Raw genomic sequence first — 20,534 nt, 5'->3', positions numbered from 1 at the left:
CTCCTTGTTGGACGTCAACAATTTCGAATACATGAAGATCGGGCTTGCTTCCCCAGAGAAAATTCGTTCTTGGTCCCGCGGAGAAGTGAAAAAACCGGAAACGATCAACTATCGTACGTTGAAACCGGAAAAAGAAGGGCTGTTCTGCGAAAAGATTTTTGGCCCTACAAAAGACTGGGAATGTCATTGCGGTAAATACAAACGCGTCCGTTATAAAGGCGTTGTCTGTGATCGTTGTGGCGTTGAAGTAACACGTGCGAAAGTACGCCGCGAACGGATGGGCCATATTGAGCTCGCTGCTCCGGTATCGCATATCTGGTACTTCAAAGGTATTCCGAGCCGTATGGGTCTTGCGCTGGATATGTCTCCAAGATCACTCGAAGAGATTATTTATTTTGCATCATATGTTGTAACTGATCCAGGAGAAACTCCACTGGAGAAAAAACAGCTGTTGTCCGAGAAAGAATACCGCAGCTACCGTGAAAAATACGGCTATGGTTTCCAGGCTGGCATGGGCGCAGAAGCGGTTAAAAAATTGCTTCAAGACCTTGACATAGACAAAGAGCTCGAGTTCCTGAAAGAAGAGCTCCGGACTGCGCAAGGACAACGTCGTAATCGTGCAATCAAACGTCTGGAAGTTATCGAAGCATTCCGTAACTCCGGCAACAAGCCAGAGTGGATGATCATGGATGTACTTCCTGTTATCCCACCGGAACTTCGTCCAATGGTACAGTTGGATGGCGGACGTTTTGCAACGTCTGACCTGAATGACTTGTATCGCCGTGTAATCAACCGGAACAACCGTCTGAAACGTCTGCTTGATCTGGGCGCGCCAGATATTATCGTGCAAAATGAAAAACGGATGTTGCAGGAAGCTGTTGACGCATTGATCGATAATGGTCGTCGTGGACGCCCGGTAACGGGTCCTGGTAACCGTCCATTGAAATCTCTCAGCCACATGCTGAAAGGTAAACAAGGACGTTTCCGTCAGAACTTGCTCGGTAAACGGGTTGACTATTCTGGTCGTTCCGTTATCGTTGTTGGACCTTACCTGAAAATGTATCAGTGTGGTCTGCCAAAAGATATGGCACTTGAATTGTTCAAGCCTTTTGTTATGAAAGAGCTTGTTAATAAAGGGCTTGCCCACAACATCAAGAGCGCGAAACGTAAAGTTGAGCGTGTAAGTCCTGAAGTATGGGATGTTCTTGAAGAAGTAATCAAGGAGCATCCGGTTCTGTTGAACCGTGCCCCTACGCTTCACAGACTCGGTATTCAAGCATTTGAACCGATTCTCGTTGAAGGTAAAGCAATTCGTCTTCACCCGCTCGTATGTACGGCATACAATGCCGACTTTGACGGTGACCAAATGGCCGTGCACGTTCCGTTGTCCGCTGAAGCTCAAGCGGAAGCACGTATCCTGATGCTCGCATCTGGTAACATTTTGAACCCGAAAGACGGTAAACCGGTTGTTACTCCTTCCCAGGATATGGTGCTTGGTTCTTATTACCTCACTATGGACAACAAGGAAGAAAAGGGCACAGGTATGATCTTGCGTACAGTTAACGAAGCTGTATCGGCATACCAACGTGGTACTGCTGGTCTGCATGCGCGTGTAGCTATTCCGGTTAAGGCGCTTGGTAAAACAAGCTTCACGGAAGAACAGCAAGAAGGAATGTTGCTGACAACTATCGGTAAAATTATCTTTAATGAAATTTTCCCGGCAAGCTTCCCGTATATCAATGATGCGACTCGTGCTAACCTATACCAAGGTACTGCAGATCACTCATTTGTATATGAAAAAGGTGCTGATCTCAGAGAAGCTATTATGAATGCTCCTCTGGCTGGCGGTGTCGGTAAAGAATACCTCGGCTCCATCATTGCACGTTGTTTTGAAATTTATCACACAACGGAAACAGCCGTTATTTTGGATAAAATCAAACAACTTGGATTCACATACTCTACACGTGCCGGTATTACGGTTGCGGTATCTGATGTTATCGTTCCGCCTGAGAAGTTTGAAATTCTTAGACAGTCTGAGGAAAAAGCACAAATCGTTACGAATCAGTACCGTCGTGGTCTGATTACGAATGAAGAGCGCTATGACCGTATCATTGATATCTGGTCAAAATCCAAAGATGACATCACTGAGATTCTGATGAAGTCCATGGATCGTTACAACTCGATCATGATGATGGTAGACTCCAAAGCACGGGGTAACAAATCGCAAATCACCCAATTGGGCGGTATGCGTGGTCTGATGGCCAACCCATCCGGTCGTATTATCGAACTCCCAATCAAATCGAATTTCCGTGAAGGTCTGACGGTACTCGAGTACTTTATCTCCACTCACGGAGCGCGTAAAGGTTTGGCGGATACAGCCCTGCGTACAGCCGATTCAGGTTACCTGACTCGTCGTCTCGTAGACGTAGCCCAAGACGTAATCGTGCGTGATGATGATTGTGGTACAGATAAAGGCTTTACGGTAAGTCGTATCCAGGATGGTAAAGAGGTTATTGAAGATCTCTACGACCGTATTGAAGGCAGATACTGCTTCGAGACAGTTCGTCATCCGGAAACAAAAGAAATCATTGCAGGTCGCAATGAATTGATTGACTCCGATAAAGCAGAAGCGATCATCAAAGCGGGAATCACCAAATTGCAAATCCGCTCCGTACTCAGCTGCCGTGCAAGTCACGGTGTCTGCAAGAAGTGTTATGGTCGTAACCTTGCGACAGGTAAACACGTGGAGATTGGTGAAGCAGTTGGTATTATTGCAGCACAATCCATTGGTGAGCCGGGAACACAGCTTACAATGCGTACGTTCCACACCGGCGGTGTAGCCGGAGACGATATTACGCAAGGTTTGCCGCGTATCCAAGAGTTGTTTGAAGCTCGTAATCCTAAGGGTCAAGCAACGATCAGTGAGATTGATGGTGTGGTTAAAGAGATTCGCGAAGCGAAAGATCGTCGTGAAATCGAAATTCAAGGTGAAGCGGAGTCCAAAGTATACTCTGTTACCTACGGTTCCCGTGTGCGCGTAAGCGAAGGCATGGAAATTGAAGCGGGTGACGAGTTGACAGACGGTTCCATCGATCCTAAAGAAATGCTGCGCATTAAAGGCGTACGTGGCGTACAAAACTACATTTTGCAGGAAGTACAGCGCGTATACCGTAACCAAGGCGTAGAAATCAATGACAAGCACGTTGAAGTTATGATCCGTCAAATGCTGCGTAAAATCCGCATCGTAGATGCAGGTGATACAACGCTGTTGCCAGGATCGTTCGTAGATACGCATGAGTACGAAAGAGCTAACAAAATTGCGATTCTTAGTGATAAAGAGCCTGCGGTTGCTAAACCAATCCTGCTCGGTATTACGAAAGCATCGCTGGAAACAGACTCCTTCCTCTCGGCGGCTTCGTTCCAAGAAACTACACGTGTACTGACAGATGCAGCGATCAAAGGTAAAGTCGATCAGTTGCTCGGTCTGAAGGAAAATGTAATCATCGGTAAATTGATTCCTGCAGGTACAGGTATGCACCGTTACCGCAGCATCAAATTTGCTGAGCCAGAAGATGGTCAATCTTCAGTAGAAGAACTTGAGCCAGTTTCGGTTGATTAAATAGATTCCTCCTCATTTAGAGGAGAATGAAAGTTTTGTACGTCAGGAGGCGGACGCTTGTATAATGCAGGCGGACGAATCCTGATGTGCGTAAACTTTTAAAAAATGTTTTAGGATTAGCATTGACAATGCTTGCGCTAGATGCTAATATATCAAAGGTGCGTGGGCAGCTGATTGTACATGGTTATATTCGGAGGAATGCACAATGTCTAATGAAAAAGCCTTGCAAGATGCTCATGTCAAAATAGGTACCAAACAGACCATGCGGATGGTGCAGACAGGTATGGCTTCTGAAGTCTATGTCGCAGAAGATAGTGATCCGCAGCTCACTTCCAAAATCATTGCTTTGTGTGAACAACACAATGTGAAGTACACGAAAGTGGATACAATGAAAAATCTCGGCAAAGCTTGCGGGATTGGAGTGGGAGCAGCTATGGCTGCTGTCGTAAAATGATAGTGTAAGGAACGTTTTTGTCCGAGAACTTTTAGGGATTCTCTAAGGCAAAAACTTTTCATTTGTCTTTTTATGAACCGCCTGGGTCTGTGGACTTAGCGAAAAGAGGTTTATAAAGAAACATGAATATTTGAGGAAGGGGGTGGCAATCACATGCCAACTATTAATCAACTGGTTCGTAAAGGACGTCAAGCAAAAGTTGAGAAGTCAAAATCTCCAGCTTTGCAAAAAGGATTCAACGCTTTGAAACGTGAATCTACTAACATCAGTGCCCCACAAAAACGTGGTGTCTGCACTCGTGTAGGTACAATGACTCCACGTAAACCAAACTCTGCACTTCGTAAGTATGCTCGTGTTCGTTTGACGAACCGTCTCGAGGTAACTGCTTATATCCCGGGAATCGGACATAACCTTCAAGAGCACAGTGTGGTATTGATCCGCGGAGGTAAAGTTAAAGACCTTGCAGGAGTTCGTTATCACATCGTTCGTGGAGCTCTCGATACTGCAGGCGTAAACAACCGTATGCAAGCTCGTTCGAAATACGGTGCAAAACGTCCAAAAGCTAAAAAAGCCTAAACCATTATAAGCAGAGAACCTGAAAGCCTTCTGGCTTAGGTCTGGAAGGTACAGGGTCTGCTGAACAAGAAAGAAAGGGGGATATCCATGCCACGCAAAGGTCCAGTTACGAAAAGAGACGTGTTGCCAGATCCGGTATACAACAGCAAGTTGGTTACTCGTTTGATCAATCGCATCATGCTCGACGGAAAACGCGGTGTTGCTCAAAGCATTCTGTATAATGCGTTCAAGTTGATTCAAGAACGTACGGGTAATGACCCGATGGAAGTATTTGAAGCAGCAATCAAGAATATCATGCCAGTCCTGGAAGTTAAAGCTCGCCGTGTCGGCGGTGCCAACTACCAAGTACCAATCGAGGTAAAACCAGAGAGACGTACTGCTCTGGGACTACGTTGGCTCGTGAACTACTCCCGCAACCGCGGTGAGAAAACAATGGAAGAGCGTTTGGCGGCTGAGATCATCGACGCTTCCAACAACACAGGCGCTTCCGTTAAAAAACGTGAAGATACGCACAAAATGGCTGAAGCGAACAAAGCGTTTGCTCACTACCGTTGGTAGGATTCAGTTCACAATAAAAAACTTCAATTTTGAAGGGAGACCCATTTCATGGCTAGAGAGTTCTCCTTGAAAAATACACGTAATATCGGGATCATGGCTCATATTGATGCGGGTAAAACCACGACAACTGAGCGGATCTTGTTCTACACAGGACGTACGCACAAAATCGGTGAAGTACACGAAGGCGCTGCGACAATGGACTGGATGGAACAGGAACAGGAGCGCGGAATTACGATTACTTCCGCTGCAACTACCGCTGCTTGGAAAGGCCACCGCGTTAATATTATTGATACCCCGGGACACGTTGACTTCACTGTTGAAGTTGAACGTTCCCTTCGTGTATTGGACGGAGCAGTTGGTGTATTCAGTGCGAAAGAAGGCGTTGAGCCTCAGTCCGAAACCGTATGGAGACAGGCTGACAAGTACGGCGTACCTCGTATCGCATATGTAAACAAAATGGATATCATCGGTGCTGACTTCCTGAATGTTGTATCTGACATGCGTGATCGCCTTCAAGCGAACGCTGTTGCGATTCAACTTCCAATCGGCGCTGAAAATGATTTCAAAGGTATCATCGATATCGTTGCACAAAGAGCTCATATGTACAAAGATGATCTCGGACAAGATATCGAAGAAACCGACATTCCTGCAGAATTTGCAGATCAAGTTGAAGAACTTCGCAACGAGTTGATTGAGCGCGTTGCTGAACTGGATGAAGACTTGACAATGAAATACCTGGAAGGCGAAGAAATCACAATTGATGAGATCAAAGCCGTACTCCGTAAAGGTGTTGTAGATGTTAAGATCTTCCCAGTTATCTGTGGATCCTCATACCGTAACAAAGGTGTTCAACTGATGTTGGATGCTGTTATCGACTACTTGCCAGCTCCAACAGATGTACCATCAATCACTGGTCATCTTGAAGATGGAACTGAAGCAGTTCGTAAGTCCTCTGATGAAGAGCCATTCTCCGCATTGGCATTCAAAATCATGACTGACCCTTACGTTGGTAAATTGACATTCTTCCGCGTATACTCCGGTGTTCTTCAATCCGGATCATATGTATTGAATGCCACTAAAAACAAACGTGAGCGTATCGGTCGTATCCTTCAAATGCACGCGAACAGCCGTCAAGAGATCACTGAAGTTTACTCCGGTGATATTGCAGCTGCCGTAGGTTTGAAAGATACGGGTACAGGTGATACACTATGTGATGAGAAAAATCCGGTTATCCTGGAGTCAATGAACTTCCCTGATCCGGTTATCGAAATCGCCGTTGAACCTAAAACCAAAGCTGACCAAGATAAAATGGGTGTTGCTCTCGGTAAGTTGACTGAAGAGGATCCAACTCTTCGTGCTCATACTGACGAAGAAACAGGTCAAACAATCTTGGCAGGTATGGGTGAGCTTCACCTTGATATCATCATCGACCGTATGCGTCGTGAGTTCAAGGTTGAAACTACTGTGGGTAAACCACAAGTAGCTTACCGTGAAACATTCCGTGCTCCAGCGCGCGTTGAAGGTAAATTCGTACGTCAATCCGGTGGTCGTGGTCAATACGGTCACGTATGGGTTGAATTCGAACCTCTCGAGCCGGGTACAGGCAGCCAGTTCGAAAGTAAGGTTGTCGGTGGTTCCGTTCCAAGAGAATACATTCAACCTGCACTGTCAGGGATTGAAGAGCAAATGAAAAACGGCGTTATTGCAGGCTTCCCGCTTGTTGACGTTAAGGCTACAATCGTAGACGGATCTTACCATGATGTCGATTCCAACGAGATGGCATTTAAAATTGCCGGATCTATGGCGCTTAAAGCGGCTAAAGACAAGTGTAAACCAGTTCTGCTTGAGCCTATCATGAAAGTAGAAGTAACTGTTCCAGAAGAGTACATGGGTGACGTAATGGGTATGTTGAACTCCCGTCGTGGCCGCATTGAAGGTATGGATTCCCGTAGTGGAGCTCAAATCATCCGTGCTAAGGTACCTTTGTCTGAAATGTTTGGTTACTCTACAACTCTTCGTTCCGGTACTCAAGGACGCGGCGTATTCTCCATGGAACTCTCTCATTATGAAGAAGTTCCTAAGAGCATCGCTGAAGAAATCGTTGCTAAAACAAAAGGCACCGAGTAGTTTTCTCACACTGGATGCAAGTGCATAAGAATTCATTTCGGAGCACTTCATTCAGTGAAAACATAAAATTATAATTTTAAGGAGGCCACGTTCAAATGGCAAAGGCTAAATACGAACGTAATAAACCCCACGTTAACATCGGTACTATTGGTCACGTCGATCACGGTAAAACAACTCTGACTGCTGCAATCACAACTGTATTGTCCAAAACTTACGGTGGTGCTGCTGTAGCATTCGACCAAATCGACAAAGCTCCAGAAGAGCGCGAGCGCGGTATCACTATCTCCACAGCACACGTTGAGTACGAAACTGACACTCGTCACTACGCTCACGTAGACTGCCCAGGTCACGCCGACTATGTTAAAAACATGATCACTGGCGCGGCACAAATGGACGGAGCTATCTTGGTAGTATCCGCAGCTGACGGCCCAATGCCACAAACTCGTGAGCACATCTTGCTCTCCCGTCAAGTAGGCGTACCTTACATTGTTGTATTCTTGAACAAATGTGACATGGTTGAAGACGAAGAGTTGTTGGAATTGGTTGAGATGGAAGTTCGCGACCTTCTTAACGAATATGAGTTCCCAGGTGACGATACTCCAATCACTCGTGGATCCGCTCGTGAAGCACTGGCAAACCCAGATGGCGAATGGGCTCAAAAAATCGTTGAGATGTTCAAAGAGATCGACACTTACATCCCACTGCCTGAGCGTCAAACTGACAAGCCTTTCTTGATGCCTGTCGAGGACGTATTCTCCATCACTGGTCGTGGTACTGTTGCTACTGGCCGTGTAGAGCGTGGTACTGTTAAAGTCGGCGAAGAGATCGAAATCGTTGGTATCACTGAAGAAACTAAAAAATCTGTTGTAACAGGCGTTGAGATGTTCCGCAAATTGCTGGATTCCGCTCAAGCTGGTGACAACATCGGAGCACTTCTTCGTGGTGTTGACCGTAACAACATCGAGCGTGGCCAAGTTTTGGCTAAACCGGGTTCTGTTAAGCCTCACACAGAATTCACAGCTCAAATCTACGTTCTGACTAAAGAAGAGGGCGGACGTCACAAACCATTCTTCACTGGTTACCGTCCACAGTTCTACTTCCGTACAACTGACGTAACAGGCATCATCAACTTGCCTGAAGGTACTGAAATGGTAATGCCTGGTGATAACATCACTGTTACTGTTTCCCTGATCTCCCCAATCGCGATTGAAGAAGGAACTAAGTTCTCCATTCGTGAAGGTGGACGTACAGTAGGTGCCGGTTCCGTAGCATCTATCCAAAAATAATTCGGCTTAACGCTGAATAAAGCATATGCAACAGTGTACTGGAACGAGTAACATTGTATTGTAACGAAGCTTCGGAAGAGTTCTTTATCCGACATCGGATAGAGAACTCTTTTATTATGTTAAAAGTTTCGGAACCTGCGTCATACGAAATGAACATCATTTACGAGTTTAGAAGGATTGGCAAGGCAGCCTGGATATTGAAGAATAACACTGCAATAAACGAAGTCATTTCATCAGAAAAGATAAGTTTAAATGTTTTTCTTAAATATGCTTGCAATACGCCTATCTTTTCTATATAATAATGAATGTTGTTCTGTGACGTTGCGATGATGTGAGAGGTTACTGGCACACCCGGCCCCTTTGCCATGGGAGAGTGGCTAGAAAATTTTCACGGAGTATGTCCGATAAAAAATTGGGCGATAGAAGGAGGGACTAAAATGGCAAAGCAAAAAATTCGTATTCGTTTGAAAGCTTACGACCACAGAATTCTTGATCAATCCGCGGAGAAAATTGTTGAAACAGCAAAACGTTCGGGTGCTGGTGTATCCGGTCCGATTCCGCTTCCTACTGAAAAACAAATCATTACTATTCTTCGTGCGGTGCACAAGTACAAGGATTCTCGGGAACAATTCGAACAACGTACACATAAACGTTTGATCGACATCGTTAACCCGACTCCACAAACTGTGGATGCCTTGATGCGCTTGGATCTGCCGTCCGGTGTAGATATCGAAATTAAATTGTAATATAGCTACAACAAAGACCATGTATAGAGGAAAAGAGGTGTCAACATGAAAGCAATCTTAGGAAAAAAACTCGGAATGACTCAAGTATTTACTCCTGAAGGTAACGTAGTTCCAGTAACGGTTATCGAAGCAGGCCCTTGTGTTGTTTTGCAAAAGAAAGACATTGAGAACGATGGCTACGAAGCAATTCAAATCGGTTACTCCGATAAGAAAGAGAAAAATGCTAACAAGCCAGAAGCAGGTCACGCTAAAAAAGCGAACACTGCCCCTAAGCGCTACGTTCGTGAAGTTCGCGGTATCAACATCGCAGAATATGAAGTTGGCCAAGAACTGAAAGCTGACATTTTCGCTGAAGGCGAATTCGTTGACGTAACGGGTGTATCTAAAGGTAAAGGTTTTGCCGGCGTTATCAAACGTTGGGGACAAAGCACTGGACCTATGTCACACGGTTCGCGTTACCACCGTGGCCCTGGTTCAATGGGTTCGATCCAAGCTAACCGCGTTCCTAAAGGCAAACGCCTGCCAGGACACATGGGACATGATACTGTTACAATCCAACGTCTTGAAGTAGTTAAAGTAGACGCTGAGCGTAACGTGTTGCTCGTGAAAGGTTCCATTCCTGGACCGAAAAACAGTCTCATTAAAGTTAAAGAAACGGTGAAAAAATAACCACTGAAGAAAGGAGGAACACAAAATGCCAAAAGTATCAGTTTACAATGTAGATGGTAGCCAAGTAGGCGAAGTTGAATTGAACGATGCGGTTTTCGGAATTGAGCCGAACCAACACGTTCTGTACGATGCAGTTCTTATGCAACGCGCTTCCCTTCGTCAAGGTACCCACAAAGTAAAAGGACGTTCTGAAGTACGTGGCGGTGGACGTAAGCCTTGGAAACAAAAAGGTACAGGTCGCGCTCGTCAAGGTTCAATTCGTTCACCACAATGGAAAGGCGGCGGTATCGTATTTGGTCCAACACCACGGAGCTATGCGTACAAACTGCCTAAGAAAGTTCGCCGCTTGGCGATCAAATCAGCCCTTTCATCCAAAGTGCTTGACAATGACATTATCGTTTTGGACGCTCTCACATTGAGCACACCTAAAACTAAAGAATTCGCAGCCATCTTGAGTAACCTCAAAGTGGGACGTAAAGCTTTGATTGTAGCTCCTAGCTATGATGATAATGTAGCTCTTTCCGCACGGAATATTCCAGGCGTGAAATTCGTAGCTGCTGACGGCATTAATGTTCTTGACGTGCTTTCGCACGACAAATTGATCATTACGAAAGAAGCAGTTCAGAAGGTAGAGGAGGTGCTCGCGTAATGAAGGATCCTCGTGATATTGTAAAACGTCCGATTATTACGGAACGTACTGCTGACATGATGAACGACTTGAAATATGTATTTGAAGTCGATATCCGTGCAAACAAAACCGAGATCAAAAAGGCAGTAGAAGCTATTTTCAATGTAAAAGTGAAAAACGTGAACACGCTTCGTGTTCCAGCTAAGCCGAAACGGTACGGACGTTATTCCGGATATACTAGCGAATGGAAAAAAGCGTTTGTAACGCTGACAAAAGACAGCAAAACGCTTGAGTTCTTTGAAACTGTATAATTGAATTTTTGAAGTAAGGAGGGAAACCCAGTGCCAATCAAAAAGTATAAACCAACTTCCCCGGCAAGACGGAACATGTCCGTTTCTACATTTGAGGAAATCACCACAAATCAGCCGGAGAAATCGTTGTTGGCCCCGTTGAGCAAACAAGCAGGCCGCAACAACCAAGGTAAAATTACAGTTCGTCACCATGGTGGTGGACACAAACGTAAATACCGTATCATTGACTTCAAACGTACTAAAGATGGAATACCGGGCCGCGTTGCTACGATTGAGTATGACCCGAACCGTACATCCAACATCGCTCTGATTCACTATGCTGATGGTGAGAAACGTTATATCATCGCTCCTAAAGGTTTGAAAGTTGGAGATCAAGTATTCTCCGGACCTGAATCAGACATCAAAATCGGTAACGCACTGCCACTCGAAAACATTCCAGTAGGTACCGTTATCCACAACATCGAGTTGAAACCAGGTAAAGGCGGACAATTGGTTCGTGCTGCTGGTACAGAAGCTCAATTGCTTGGTAAAGAAGAAAAATACGTTTCCGTTCGTCTCTCTTCCGGAGAAGTTCGTCGTATTTTGAAAGTTTGCCGTGCGACAATCGGATCTGTTGGTAACCAAGACCACGAGCTCATCAAAATCGGTAAAGCCGGTCGTAGCCGTTGGTTGGGTAAACGTCCTGAGGTTCGTGGTGTAGTAATGAACCCTAACGATCACCCACACGGTGGTGGTGAAGGTCGTGCTCCAATCGGACGTAAATCGCCAATGTCACCATGGGGTAAACCTACTCTTGGTTACAAAACGCGTAAGAAAAATAAAGCTTCTGATAAATACATCATTCGCCGCCGCACGAAGTAATACACACTGTGCATAACTTCGTGAGGCATCTGCGGATGCATAATAGCTACGTTTGAAGGGAGGATCTCCACATGGGTCGCAGTTTGAAAAAAGGGCCATTCATTGATGGCTACATGCTCAAAAAGGTAGAAGAGATGGAAGCTTCAGGTAAGAAGAACGTAATCAAAACCTGGTCCCGTCGTTCTACAATTTTCCCACAATTCATCGGACACACATTTGGCGTTTACGATGGTCGTAAACACGTGCCAGTATATGTAACTGAGGACATGGTCGGACACAAACTGGGTGAGTTCGCTCCAACCCGTACGTACAAAGGCCATACTGATGATGATAAGAAAACAAGAAGATAAATGAACATCTTTAATGTTTGAGAGGAGGTTACACAATGGAAGCAAAAGCACATGCTAAGTTTATCCGGATTGCTCCTCGTAAAGTTCAACTCGTTGTTGACTTGATTCGCGGCAAGCAAGTAGGTGAGGCGGTTGCCATTCTCCGTCACACTCCGAAATCCGCTTCTCCAATCGTTGAGAAGTTGCTTAACTCCGCTATTGCGAATGCGGAACATAACTATTCTTTGGATGTTAACAACTTGGTTATCTCGCAAGCTTACGTGAACCAAGGACCGACAATGAAACGTTTCCGCCCTCGTGCAATGGGACGTGCAAGTCGTATTAACAAACGTACTAGCCACATTACTTTGGTGGTATCTGAGAAGTAGAAGGAGGGGAAATGTGTGGGCCAAAAGGTAAATCCAGTCGGACTCCGTGTCGGAATTATCCGTGACTGGGAATCTAAGTGGTATGCAGGCAAAGACTTCGGTGATCTTTTGATGGAAGACGTGAGAATTCGTGAATTCCTGAAAAATAAATTGAAAGACTCCGCTTTATCTCGTGTAGAAATTGAGAGAGCGGCTAACCGCGTAAACGTAACGATTCACACTGCTAAACCAGGTATGGTTATTGGTAAGGGTGGTTCGGAAGTTGAAAATCTTCGTAACCAAATTACGAAAATTGCTGGCGGTAAAAAAGTACACATCAACATTTCTGAAATTAAGAACCAAGACTTGGACGCTGTTCTTGTAGCTGAAAGCATTGCACAACAATTGGAACGTCGTGTTTCTTTCCGTCGTGCTCTGAAACAAGCAATTCAAAGAACTATGCGCTCCGGTGCTAAAGGTATCAAAACTCAAGTAGGCGGACGTCTTGGCGGTGCTGAGATCGCACGTTCTGAAGGCTACAGCGAAGGAACTGTTCCACTGCACACACTGCGTGCTGACATTGACTATGGTACAGCAGAGGCTCATACTACTTACGGACGTATCGGCGTAAAAGTATGGATCTATCGTGGAGAGGTTCTTCCTACGGCTAAGAAACAAGCTGCTAAGGAAGGAGGCAACTAATCATGTTGGTACCAAAACGTGTAAAACACCGTAAGCAACAACGTGGACATATGAAAGGCCAAGCTAAAGGCGGAACGACTCTGAACTTTGGCGAATACGGTCTGCAAGCTACGGAACCGGCTTGGATTACGAACCGTCAGATCGAAGCGGCTCGTATTGCGATGACTCGTTACATCAAACGTGGTGGTAAAGTTTGGATTAAAATTTTCCCAGACAAACCAATCACTCAAAAGCCTCTCGAGGTTCGGATGGGTAGCGGTAAAGGTAACGTAGAAAAATGGGTTGCAGTAGTGAAACCAGGTAAGATCATGTTTGAACTTGCTGGTGTACCGGAGGAAATTGCACGCGAAGCAATGCGTCTTGCCGCTCACAAACTGCCAATCAAAACGAAGTTCGTGAAACGTGAAGAATTGGGTGGTGAAGCAAATGAAAGCTAGTGAATTTCGCAACCTAACCTCTGCTGAAATCGAGCAAAAGATTGCCGGATTTAAAGAAGAACTCTTTAACCTCCGCTTTCAATTAGCTACCGGTCAGCTGGATAACCCGACTCGCATCCGTGATGTGCGGAAAGAAATAGCTCGTGCTAAAACCATTATCCGTGAGAGAGAATTGGGAATCGGTTAATTAGGGATAGGATGGACAATCCGTCCGTAATCAGGAAGGAGGCCAACAATGAGCGAAGAACGTAACGCACGTAAAGTGCAAACTGGTAAAGTGGTCAGCGATAAAATGGACAAAACAATTGTTGTTGCTGTAGAAACTTACAAAAAACACAACTTGTACCATAAACGCATTAAGGTTACTAAAAAATTCAAAGCACATGACGAAGAAAACACTGCGAAAATCGGTGACACGGTGAAAATCATGGAGACTCGTCCGCTTTCGAAAGATAAACGCTGGAGACTTACTGAAATCGTAGAAAAAGCGGTTATCATCTAATGCTCAGCAGCACTGCTGAAAGGAGGAATACTAAATGATTCAACCATTTACACGTTTGACTGTGGCTGACAACTCCGGTGCGAAGGAACTGATGTGTATCCGCGTACTCGGCGGTACGGGACGTCGTACAGCTCAAATCGGTGATCTGATCGTTTGTTCTGTTAAACAAGCAACACCAGGCGGCGTTGTCAAAAAAGGTGATGTAGTTAGAGCGGTTGTCGTTCGTACGAAACGTTCTGTACGTCGTAAAGACGGTTCCTACATCGGTTTTGATGAAAATGCAGCGGTTGTTGTAAAAGACGACAGAAGCCCACGTGGAACACGTATTTTCGGACCAGTTGCTCGCGAACTTCGCGATAAAGACTTCATGAAAATCGTTTCCTTGGCTCCAGAAGTAATCTAAAGCTTAATCTCGTGATGTTAGAAACAGGAGGTGTACGAAATGCCAAGAGTGAAAAAAGTTCTGGAATCCCATAACAACAAACTTCACGTTAAGAAGGAAGATACGGTTATGGTGATCAGCGGTAAAGACAAAGGTAAAAAAGGCCGTGTCATCGCTGCTTATCCTCGTGAGAACCGCGTCCTTGTGGAAGGTGTTAACATGGTGAAAAAACACCAGAAGCCTAACCAGCAAAATCCGCAAGGCGGCATTATCGAGAAGGAAGCTCCGATTCACGTTTCCAACGTAATGCACATCGATCCGAAGAGCGGAAAAGTAACCCGTGTAGGTTACAAAGTTTTGGATAACGGAAAGAAAGTGCGCGTTGCTAAACGTTCCGGAGAAATTATCGACTAATTGAACCGAATGAGAAAGGAGGGCTATGATTCATGGCATCAAGAATGAAAGAACGTTACCTGCAAGAAATCGCTCCTGCTTTGATGCAGAAGTTTAACTATACAACGGTAATGCAAGTGCCGAAAATCGAGAAAATCGTTATCAACATGGGTGTGGGCGACGCTGTCCAAAACTCCAAAGTGTTGGATTCCGCAGTAAGCGATTTGCAACTGATCGCAGGTCAAAAACCTGTAATCACTCGTGCTAAAAAATCTATCGCAGGATTCAAACTGCGTGAGAATATGCCTATCGGTGTTAAAGTAACATTGCGCGGCGAGCGTATGTACTTCTTCCTCGATAAACTGTTCAACGTTACGCTTCCTCGTGTCCGCGACTTCCGTGGTGTATCGAGCAAAGCTTTCGACGGACGTGGTAACTACACACTGGGTCTGAAAGAACAATTGATCTTCCCAGAGATCGAGTATGATAAAGTTGATAAAGTCCGCGGTATGGATATTGTCATCGTAACAACGGCGAAAACAGACGAAGAGTCCCGCGAATTGCTCACGCAAATGGGAATGCCTTTCGTTAAGTAATGTTGGCATAACGTTTCCGGGTGTCTGGAAAGACTCCCTTTTCTCCGAAATTATTTAGGAGGTGTCAGGCTAAGTGGCAAAAACTTCGATGAAAGTTAAACAACAACGTACACCTAAGTTTAAAGTACGTGCATATACACGCTGTGAGCGTTGCGGACGTCCACATTCGGTCCTGCAAAAGTTCAAAATTTGCAGAATTTGTTTCCGTGAATTAGCTTATAAAGGCCAGATCCCTGGCGTGAAAAAAGCAAGCTGGTAAAAAGTCCTGAACGGGAAGGAGGTTAACTCACAATGACTATGTCTGATCCAATTGCAGATATGCTTACTCGTATTCGTAACGCGAACACTGTTCGTCACGAAACGGTAGAAATGCCTGCTTCGACAATGAAAAAACAAATCGCCGATATCCTGAAGCGTGAAGGTTTCATCCGTGACGCTGAAGTTATCGATGATAACAAACAAGGGATTATCCGTGTTTTCCTGAAATACGGTCAAAATAACGAGCGCGTTATCACTGGTCTGAAAAGAATCAGTAAACCTGGTCTTCGTGTTTACACGAAAAGCAACGAAGTACCTCGTGTACTTGGTGGCCTGGGAATCGCGATCATCTCGACATCTAAAGGTATCATGACGGACAAAGAAGCTCGTCAATCGAAATCCGGCGGAGAAGTCGTTTGCTACGTTTGGTAATATAACGTCACAAGATAGGAGGTGCAACATATGTCTCGTATTGGTCGCAAACCAATCACAGTACCAAGTGGTGTAGACATCACCCTGGACAACACCGTTATTACGGTAAAAGGACCAAAAGGAACTTTGACTCGTGAGCTTCATAAAGACATGAAGGTTACAGTTGAAAATAACGAAATCACAGTTGTGCGTCCTTCCGATAACAAAACTCACCGTTCTTTGCACGGCACAACGCGTAGCGTTGTAAACAATATGGTGAGCGGCGTTACTGAAGGATTCGCGAAATCTCTGGAATTGGTTGGGGTCGGATATCGTGCAAGCAAATCCGGAGATAAAATCGTTCTAAACGTTGGTTACTCTCACCCGGTTGAAATTACACCTGAAGCGGGAATTGAATTCGAAGTACCTTCGAATACAAAAATCATCGTTCGCGGAATTGACAAAGAGCGTGTAGGTGCTTACGCTGCTAAAATCCGTTCCGTACGTGAGCCTGAGCCGTACAAAGGTAAAGGTATTAAATATGAAGGCGAGCGTATCATCCGTAAGGAAGGTAAAGCCGGTAAGAAGAAATAAGATTTCTCTTACCGCCTTTGCGCGGCTTTCGGCTTGCTTGCTTCGTGTGTCTCTAATATACCCCGTGGCTTCTGCTTTGAAGCCAGCGAGGTAACCTGAAAGGAGTGAATCTTTGAGATGATTACGAAACCAGATAAAAATAAGGCTCGTCTGAAAAGACACCTTCGTGTTCGTAAGAAAATCCAAGGAACGGCAGCACGTCCTCGTTTGAACGTATTCCGTTCTGGTAAACATATGTATGCTCAAATCATCGATGATGTTGCTGGTGTAACAATCGCTTCTGCGTCTACTGTAGACAAAGAATTGAGCACTGACATCAAAAATGGTGCATCTGTTGAATCAGCTCGTAAAGTTGGCGAACTCGTTGCTAAACGTGCTAAAGATAAAGGTGTTTCCAACATCGTATTTGACCGTAGCGGATATCTGTACCATGGTCGTATCGCAGCATTGGCTGAAGCGGCTCGTGAAGCAGGACTTGAGTTTTAAGATATTTTTCAAAAGGAGGTTAACGACTTGCGTGTAGATCCGAATACTTTGGAACTGACTGAAAGAGTTGTAAATATTAATCGCGTAGCTAAAGTAGTAAAAGGCGGACGCCGTTTCAGCTTTAGCGCACTGGTTGTAGTCGGCGACGGCAACGGCTGGGTTGGAGCTGGTATCGGTAAAGCGGGCGAAGTACCTGATGCAATTCGCAAAGGTATTGAAGACGCTAAGAAAAACCTTGTACACGTTCCACTCGTAGGAACATCGATTCCTCACTTGGTAACAGGTAAGTTCGGCGCAGGACGCGTGCTGTTGAAACCAGCATCTGAAGGTACTGGTGTTATCGCTGGTGGTCCTGTACGTGCGGTTCTCGAACTTGCTGGTGTAGGTGACATTTTGACAAAATCTCTGGGTTCTTCGAATTCCATGAACATGGTCAATGCGACTTTGGAAGGTTTGTCCCGTTTGAAGCGTGCTGAAGACGTGGCTAAACTGCGCGGAAAATCCGTCGAAGAGCTTCTGGGTTAAGGAGGGAATTCTCATGGCTAAATTAGAAATTACCCTCGTCCGCAGCTTGATCGGACGTCCGGAGACGCAAAGAACAACTGTGAAAACATTGGGTTTGCGCAAAATCAATAGCAAAGTGGTACAAAACGATAATCCTGCCATCCGTGGTATGATTAACAAAGTAAGCCACTTGGTTGCTGTTAAAGAATTAGAAGCTTAAAAACGGGTTAATCCCACAAATCTTTAAGGAGGTGCAACGAACGATGAAGTTACATGAGCTTTCACCATCTCCTGGATCCCGCAAAGAACGTAAACGTCTTGGTCGCGGTCCAAGTAGTGGTACAGGTAAAACATCAGGTCGCGGTCACAAAGGACAAAATTCTCGTTCTGGCGGTGGAGTTCGTCCAGGCTTCGAAGGTGGACAAAATCCATTGTATCGTCGCTTGCCAAAACGTGGTTTTGTAAACCCAACTCGCAAAGAATATGCAGTTGTGAATACTGAAGACCTGAACAGTTTTGCTGCGGGTACTGAAGTAACTCCAGAATTCTTGATGACGAACGGCGTAGTTAAAAACGCTAAATCCGGAATCAAAATCCTGGGTAACGGTGATGTCACTGTGAAGCTGACTGTTAAAGCTAACAAGTTTTCTCAATCTGCTATTGAGAAAATTGAAGCTGCTGGCGGTACAACTGAGGTGATTTAATGTTCAAGACCCTAAAGAATATCTGGCGGGTTGAAGATCTGCGCAAAAGGGTATTATTTACCCTTTTTGTACTGATCATTTACCGCATCGGCTCCTTTGTCCCCGTGCCGGGAGTTAACAAAGATGTGTTCGAAGCGACAAATTCTGCGGGTAAAGAAGTTTTTGGACTTCTCAATACGTTCTCGGGTGGAGCGCTCTTCCAGTTCTCGATATTTGCGCTCGGGATCGTGCCTTACATCACTGCGTCTATCATAGTACAGTTGCTTTCCATGGACGTTATTCCTAAATTAGCGGAGTGGGCAAAGCAAGGTGAACAAGGTAAGAAGAAATCTGCACAGTTAACCCGTTATTTAACCATCGGGCTGGCATTGATTCAAGCGTTTGGTACGTCGATCGGATTCAACCGCTTGTACAATACAGAGATGGTGCCTAACGCTACATTTGCAGATTATATCTTGATCGCGATTGTACTTACAGCCGGTACTTCATTCCTGATGTGGCTTGGTGAGCAGATCACCGAGAAGGGCATAGGAAACGGGATTTCGATCTTGATCTTTGCGGGTATCCTATCTACGGTGCCTAACATTATCAAACAAACGATCGAATCTGACTTCATTCAACCTGACCAACTGTTTATGAATATTCTTAAAGGTGTTATCATCGCAATTGTTATTGTGTTGATCATCATAGGAGTCATTTACATTCAGCAGGCGATTCGGAAAATTCCTGTACAGTACGCTAAACGTGTCGTAGGTAACAAAATGTACGGTGGACAGAATACACATATCCCGCTGAAAATTAATGCAGCAGGTGTTATCCCTGTCATCTTTGCTTCATCGCTGTTGATGTTCCCAACGATCATCGCCAACTTCTGGGCAGATCGCCTCTGGGCACAGTGGATCGGACAGAACCTGACTACACACAAACCTCTGGGTATGTTGCTGTATGTCGTGATGATCTTCGGTTTCACATTCTTCTATACTTTTGTACAGATGAATCCACAGCAGATGGCTGATAATATGAAAAAGAACGGCGGTTACATCCCAGGCATTCGCCCGGGTAAAGCAACCGAGAAATATCTGACCCGTGTCATGACTCGTTTGACAATGGCCGGAGCCATCTTCTTGGCAGTCATTTCCGTTCTGCCTGTATTCTTAGGGGCACTTTCTGGTTTGCCTCAATCTGCGCAAATTGGAGGAACATCCCTCCTGATCGTTATCGGTGTTGCGCTGGATACGATGAAGCAAATCGAAAGCCAATTGATCAAACGCCACTACAAAGGTTTTATCAATAAATAGGCAATAGGTACCGGTCGAGTGAAGATTTACTTGCCGGCACCTATTGTGCTGTTTGTTGATGTAGGGTAGTCTTGGAGGGAGTGACATAACGTGAACATCCTATTCATGGGCCCTCCGGGGGCAGGAAAAGGAACGCAAGCAGACGTCATCGTGAAAGAGTTCGGTATTCCCCATATTTCAACAGGCGATGCATTTCGTCTCGCGATCAAACAGGGAACTCCCATTGGCATGAAAGCCAAGGAATATATGGATCAAGGATTGCTTGTACCAGATGATGTAACCATTGGCATCGTTGAAGAACGTTTGCAGCAGCCTGACTGCAGAGAAGGTTTCCTCTTGGACGGATTTCCAAGAACCCTTTCGCAAGCAGAAGCGCTCGATGGCATTCTGGATCGATTGAACTCAGGTCTCGATCATGTAATCAACCTGAAAGTGGATCGCAACAAATTGCTGGCTCGTTTGACGGGGCGTCGAATTTGTAAAAACTGTGGTTCCACTTATCATGTGGTATTCAATCCGCCTAAGCAGGAAGGTATTTGTGATAAATGCGCTGGTGAGTTGTATCAACGCTCTGATGATAATGAAGAGAGTGTAGGTACACGACTGGACGAGTATATCAACAAAACAGCACCACTCCTCACGTTCTATGAGACTAAAGGTCTTCTTCGTCAAATGAACGGAGAACAGGATATCGATCAAGTTTCTCAAGAAATCGTGTCCTTACTGAGAGGTTAA

At 45.2% G+C, this 20,534-nt stretch carries 29 protein-coding genes; all 29 read left to right on the top strand.

Annotated features, from left to right (window positions below; genetic code table 11):
- Positions 1–4 precede the first annotated feature (4 nt).
- The 29 genes from rpoC (at position 5) to QNO02_RS26660 (ending at position 20,534) form a co-directional block, all read left to right on the top strand.
- Entirely contained in the window at positions 5–3,619 is a 3,615-nt protein-coding gene (gene rpoC, locus QNO02_RS26800; RefSeq protein ID WP_091039166.1) for a DNA-directed RNA polymerase subunit beta', read from the top strand.
- Between the two features lie 205 nt (positions 3,620–3,824).
- Positions 3,825–4,073, top strand: a complete 249-nt coding sequence (locus tag QNO02_RS26795; RefSeq protein WP_047841123.1) for a ribosomal L7Ae/L30e/S12e/Gadd45 family protein — start codon at positions 3,825–3,827, stop codon at positions 4,071–4,073.
- 153 nt (positions 4,074–4,226) lie between these two features.
- A complete protein-coding gene (rpsL, locus tag QNO02_RS26790) occupies positions 4,227–4,649 on the top strand; it encodes a 30S ribosomal protein S12 (RefSeq protein ID WP_017692070.1) in 423 nt (140 codons plus the stop codon).
- Positions 4,650–4,736: 87 nt separating this feature from the next.
- Positions 4,737–5,207, top strand: coding sequence for a 30S ribosomal protein S7 (gene rpsG / locus QNO02_RS26785; RefSeq protein ID WP_018753997.1), 471 nt, complete (start codon positions 4,737–4,739; stop codon positions 5,205–5,207).
- Positions 5,208–5,255: 48 nt separating this feature from the next.
- Entirely contained in the window at positions 5,256–7,334 is a 2,079-nt protein-coding gene (fusA, locus tag QNO02_RS26780; RefSeq protein ID WP_091039168.1) for an elongation factor G, read from the top strand.
- A gap of 95 nt (positions 7,335–7,429) precedes the next feature.
- Positions 7,430–8,620, top strand: coding sequence for an elongation factor Tu (gene tuf / locus QNO02_RS26775; protein ID WP_062836181.1), 1,191 nt, complete (start codon positions 7,430–7,432; stop codon positions 8,618–8,620).
- Positions 8,621–9,057: 437 nt separating this feature from the next.
- Positions 9,058–9,366, top strand: coding sequence for a 30S ribosomal protein S10 (gene rpsJ / locus QNO02_RS26770; RefSeq protein ID WP_017692074.1), 309 nt, complete (start codon positions 9,058–9,060; stop codon positions 9,364–9,366).
- Positions 9,367–9,411: 45 nt separating this feature from the next.
- Positions 9,412–10,035 carry a 50S ribosomal protein L3 gene (gene rplC / locus QNO02_RS26765; RefSeq protein WP_053779208.1) on the top strand — a complete coding sequence of 208 codons (624 nt, stop codon included), beginning with the start codon at positions 9,412–9,414 and terminating at the stop codon, positions 10,033–10,035.
- Positions 10,036–10,060: 25 nt separating this feature from the next.
- The gene (gene rplD / locus QNO02_RS26760) at positions 10,061–10,684 is read left to right on the top strand and encodes a 50S ribosomal protein L4 (protein WP_017692076.1); all 624 of its coding nucleotides are present in this window, start codon (positions 10,061–10,063) and stop codon (positions 10,682–10,684) included.
- On the top strand, positions 10,684–10,974 hold the full coding sequence (gene rplW, locus QNO02_RS26755) for a 50S ribosomal protein L23 (RefSeq protein WP_017692077.1): 291 nt from the start codon (positions 10,684–10,686) through the stop codon (positions 10,972–10,974). Before rplD ends, rplW begins: the two co-directional genes overlap by 1 nt.
- Before the next feature lie 30 nt (positions 10,975–11,004).
- Entirely contained in the window at positions 11,005–11,835 is an 831-nt protein-coding gene (gene rplB / locus QNO02_RS26750) for a 50S ribosomal protein L2 (protein ID WP_017692078.1), read from the top strand.
- Positions 11,836–11,906: 71 nt separating this feature from the next.
- Positions 11,907–12,185: a 30S ribosomal protein S19 gene (rpsS, locus tag QNO02_RS26745; protein WP_062836183.1), complete on the top strand. Its 279-nt coding sequence runs from the start codon at positions 11,907–11,909 to the stop codon at positions 12,183–12,185.
- A gap of 35 nt (positions 12,186–12,220) precedes the next feature.
- Positions 12,221–12,553, top strand: coding sequence for a 50S ribosomal protein L22 (rplV, locus tag QNO02_RS26740; RefSeq protein ID WP_024633583.1), 333 nt, complete (start codon positions 12,221–12,223; stop codon positions 12,551–12,553).
- Between the two features lie 15 nt (positions 12,554–12,568).
- A complete protein-coding gene (gene rpsC / locus QNO02_RS26735) occupies positions 12,569–13,234 on the top strand; it encodes a 30S ribosomal protein S3 (protein ID WP_076216858.1) in 666 nt (221 codons plus the stop codon).
- A 2-nt stretch (positions 13,235–13,236) separates the two neighbouring features.
- A complete protein-coding gene (gene rplP / locus QNO02_RS26730) occupies positions 13,237–13,671 on the top strand; it encodes a 50S ribosomal protein L16 (RefSeq protein ID WP_017692082.1) in 435 nt (144 codons plus the stop codon).
- Positions 13,661–13,858: a 50S ribosomal protein L29 gene (rpmC, locus tag QNO02_RS26725; protein ID WP_017692083.1), complete on the top strand. Its 198-nt coding sequence runs from the start codon at positions 13,661–13,663 to the stop codon at positions 13,856–13,858. Before rplP ends, rpmC begins: the two co-directional genes overlap by 11 nt.
- Before the next feature lie 48 nt (positions 13,859–13,906).
- A complete protein-coding gene (rpsQ, locus tag QNO02_RS26720; RefSeq protein ID WP_017692084.1) occupies positions 13,907–14,173 on the top strand; it encodes a 30S ribosomal protein S17 in 267 nt (88 codons plus the stop codon).
- A gap of 34 nt (positions 14,174–14,207) precedes the next feature.
- On the top strand, positions 14,208–14,576 hold the full coding sequence (rplN, locus tag QNO02_RS26715) for a 50S ribosomal protein L14 (RefSeq protein ID WP_017692085.1): 369 nt from the start codon (positions 14,208–14,210) through the stop codon (positions 14,574–14,576).
- Between the two features lie 39 nt (positions 14,577–14,615).
- The gene (rplX, locus tag QNO02_RS26710; RefSeq protein ID WP_017692086.1) at positions 14,616–14,969 is read left to right on the top strand and encodes a 50S ribosomal protein L24; all 354 of its coding nucleotides are present in this window, start codon (positions 14,616–14,618) and stop codon (positions 14,967–14,969) included.
- 32 nt (positions 14,970–15,001) lie between these two features.
- The gene (gene rplE, locus QNO02_RS26705) at positions 15,002–15,544 is read left to right on the top strand and encodes a 50S ribosomal protein L5 (RefSeq protein WP_062836185.1); all 543 of its coding nucleotides are present in this window, start codon (positions 15,002–15,004) and stop codon (positions 15,542–15,544) included.
- 73 nt (positions 15,545–15,617) lie between these two features.
- On the top strand, positions 15,618–15,803 hold the full coding sequence (locus QNO02_RS26700; RefSeq protein ID WP_013312154.1) for a type Z 30S ribosomal protein S14: 186 nt from the start codon (positions 15,618–15,620) through the stop codon (positions 15,801–15,803).
- A gap of 32 nt (positions 15,804–15,835) precedes the next feature.
- Positions 15,836–16,234 (top strand): 30S ribosomal protein S8, encoded by a 399-nt coding sequence (gene rpsH, locus QNO02_RS26695; RefSeq protein ID WP_017692088.1) that lies wholly within the window; start codon positions 15,836–15,838, stop codon positions 16,232–16,234.
- Between the two features lie 30 nt (positions 16,235–16,264).
- Positions 16,265–16,807, top strand: coding sequence for a 50S ribosomal protein L6 (rplF, locus tag QNO02_RS26690; RefSeq protein WP_017692089.1), 543 nt, complete (start codon positions 16,265–16,267; stop codon positions 16,805–16,807).
- Positions 16,808–16,924: 117 nt separating this feature from the next.
- Entirely contained in the window at positions 16,925–17,293 is a 369-nt protein-coding gene (gene rplR / locus QNO02_RS26685) for a 50S ribosomal protein L18 (RefSeq protein ID WP_017692090.1), read from the top strand.
- Positions 17,294–17,320: 27 nt separating this feature from the next.
- Complete coding sequence (gene rpsE, locus QNO02_RS26680) at positions 17,321–17,818, top strand: 30S ribosomal protein S5 (RefSeq protein ID WP_017692091.1); 498 nt, start codon at positions 17,321–17,323, stop codon at positions 17,816–17,818.
- 13 nt (positions 17,819–17,831) lie between these two features.
- Complete coding sequence (rpmD, locus tag QNO02_RS26675) at positions 17,832–18,017, top strand: 50S ribosomal protein L30 (RefSeq protein WP_289390452.1); 186 nt, start codon at positions 17,832–17,834, stop codon at positions 18,015–18,017.
- Between the two features lie 43 nt (positions 18,018–18,060).
- Entirely contained in the window at positions 18,061–18,501 is a 441-nt protein-coding gene (gene rplO, locus QNO02_RS26670) for a 50S ribosomal protein L15 (RefSeq protein WP_017692093.1), read from the top strand.
- Positions 18,501–19,799: a preprotein translocase subunit SecY gene (secY, locus tag QNO02_RS26665; RefSeq protein ID WP_047841120.1), complete on the top strand. Its 1,299-nt coding sequence runs from the start codon at positions 18,501–18,503 to the stop codon at positions 19,797–19,799. Before rplO ends, secY begins: the two co-directional genes overlap by 1 nt.
- 90 nt (positions 19,800–19,889) lie before the next feature.
- A complete protein-coding gene (locus QNO02_RS26660) occupies positions 19,890–20,534 on the top strand; it encodes an adenylate kinase (protein WP_036607188.1) in 645 nt (214 codons plus the stop codon).

It is taken from the genome of Paenibacillus sp. PK1-4R, from assembly GCF_030369595.1.
In the GTDB taxonomy this organism is placed as follows: Bacteria; Bacillota; Bacilli; order Paenibacillales; family Paenibacillaceae; genus Paenibacillus.
The sequence above is the reverse complement of the archived record's forward strand: the minus strand, read 5'-3'. Positions and strand labels throughout refer to the sequence as shown.

Coding starts and splice junctions, on each gene's coding strand:
- QNO02_RS26795 (WP_047841123.1), top strand. CDS start 3,825: ATGTCTAATGAAAAAGCCTTGCAAGATGCTCATGTCAAAATAGGTACC.
- rpsL (WP_017692070.1), top strand. CDS start 4,227: ATGCCAACTATTAATCAACTGGTTCGTAAAGGACGTCAAGCAAAAGTT.
- rpsG (WP_018753997.1), top strand. CDS start 4,737: ATGCCACGCAAAGGTCCAGTTACGAAAAGAGACGTGTTGCCAGATCCG.
- fusA (WP_091039168.1), top strand. CDS start 5,256: ATGGCTAGAGAGTTCTCCTTGAAAAATACACGTAATATCGGGATCATG.
- tuf (WP_062836181.1), top strand. CDS start 7,430: ATGGCAAAGGCTAAATACGAACGTAATAAACCCCACGTTAACATCGGT.
- rpsJ (WP_017692074.1), top strand. CDS start 9,058: ATGGCAAAGCAAAAAATTCGTATTCGTTTGAAAGCTTACGACCACAGA.
- rplC (WP_053779208.1), top strand. CDS start 9,412: ATGAAAGCAATCTTAGGAAAAAAACTCGGAATGACTCAAGTATTTACT.
- rplD (WP_017692076.1), top strand. CDS start 10,061: ATGCCAAAAGTATCAGTTTACAATGTAGATGGTAGCCAAGTAGGCGAA.
- rplW (WP_017692077.1), top strand. CDS start 10,684: ATGAAGGATCCTCGTGATATTGTAAAACGTCCGATTATTACGGAACGT.
- rpsS (WP_062836183.1), top strand. CDS start 11,907: ATGGGTCGCAGTTTGAAAAAAGGGCCATTCATTGATGGCTACATGCTC.
- rplV (WP_024633583.1), top strand. CDS start 12,221: ATGGAAGCAAAAGCACATGCTAAGTTTATCCGGATTGCTCCTCGTAAA.
- rplP (WP_017692082.1), top strand. CDS start 13,237: ATGTTGGTACCAAAACGTGTAAAACACCGTAAGCAACAACGTGGACAT.
- rpmC (WP_017692083.1), top strand. CDS start 13,661: ATGAAAGCTAGTGAATTTCGCAACCTAACCTCTGCTGAAATCGAGCAA.
- rpsQ (WP_017692084.1), top strand. CDS start 13,907: ATGAGCGAAGAACGTAACGCACGTAAAGTGCAAACTGGTAAAGTGGTC.
- rplN (WP_017692085.1), top strand. CDS start 14,208: ATGATTCAACCATTTACACGTTTGACTGTGGCTGACAACTCCGGTGCG.
- rplX (WP_017692086.1), top strand. CDS start 14,616: ATGCCAAGAGTGAAAAAAGTTCTGGAATCCCATAACAACAAACTTCAC.
- rplE (WP_062836185.1), top strand. CDS start 15,002: ATGGCATCAAGAATGAAAGAACGTTACCTGCAAGAAATCGCTCCTGCT.
- rpsH (WP_017692088.1), top strand. CDS start 15,836: ATGACTATGTCTGATCCAATTGCAGATATGCTTACTCGTATTCGTAAC.
- rplF (WP_017692089.1), top strand. CDS start 16,265: ATGTCTCGTATTGGTCGCAAACCAATCACAGTACCAAGTGGTGTAGAC.
- rplR (WP_017692090.1), top strand. CDS start 16,925: ATGATTACGAAACCAGATAAAAATAAGGCTCGTCTGAAAAGACACCTT.
- rpmD (WP_289390452.1), top strand. CDS start 17,832: ATGGCTAAATTAGAAATTACCCTCGTCCGCAGCTTGATCGGACGTCCG.
- rplO (WP_017692093.1), top strand. CDS start 18,061: ATGAAGTTACATGAGCTTTCACCATCTCCTGGATCCCGCAAAGAACGT.
- secY (WP_047841120.1), top strand. CDS start 18,501: ATGTTCAAGACCCTAAAGAATATCTGGCGGGTTGAAGATCTGCGCAAA.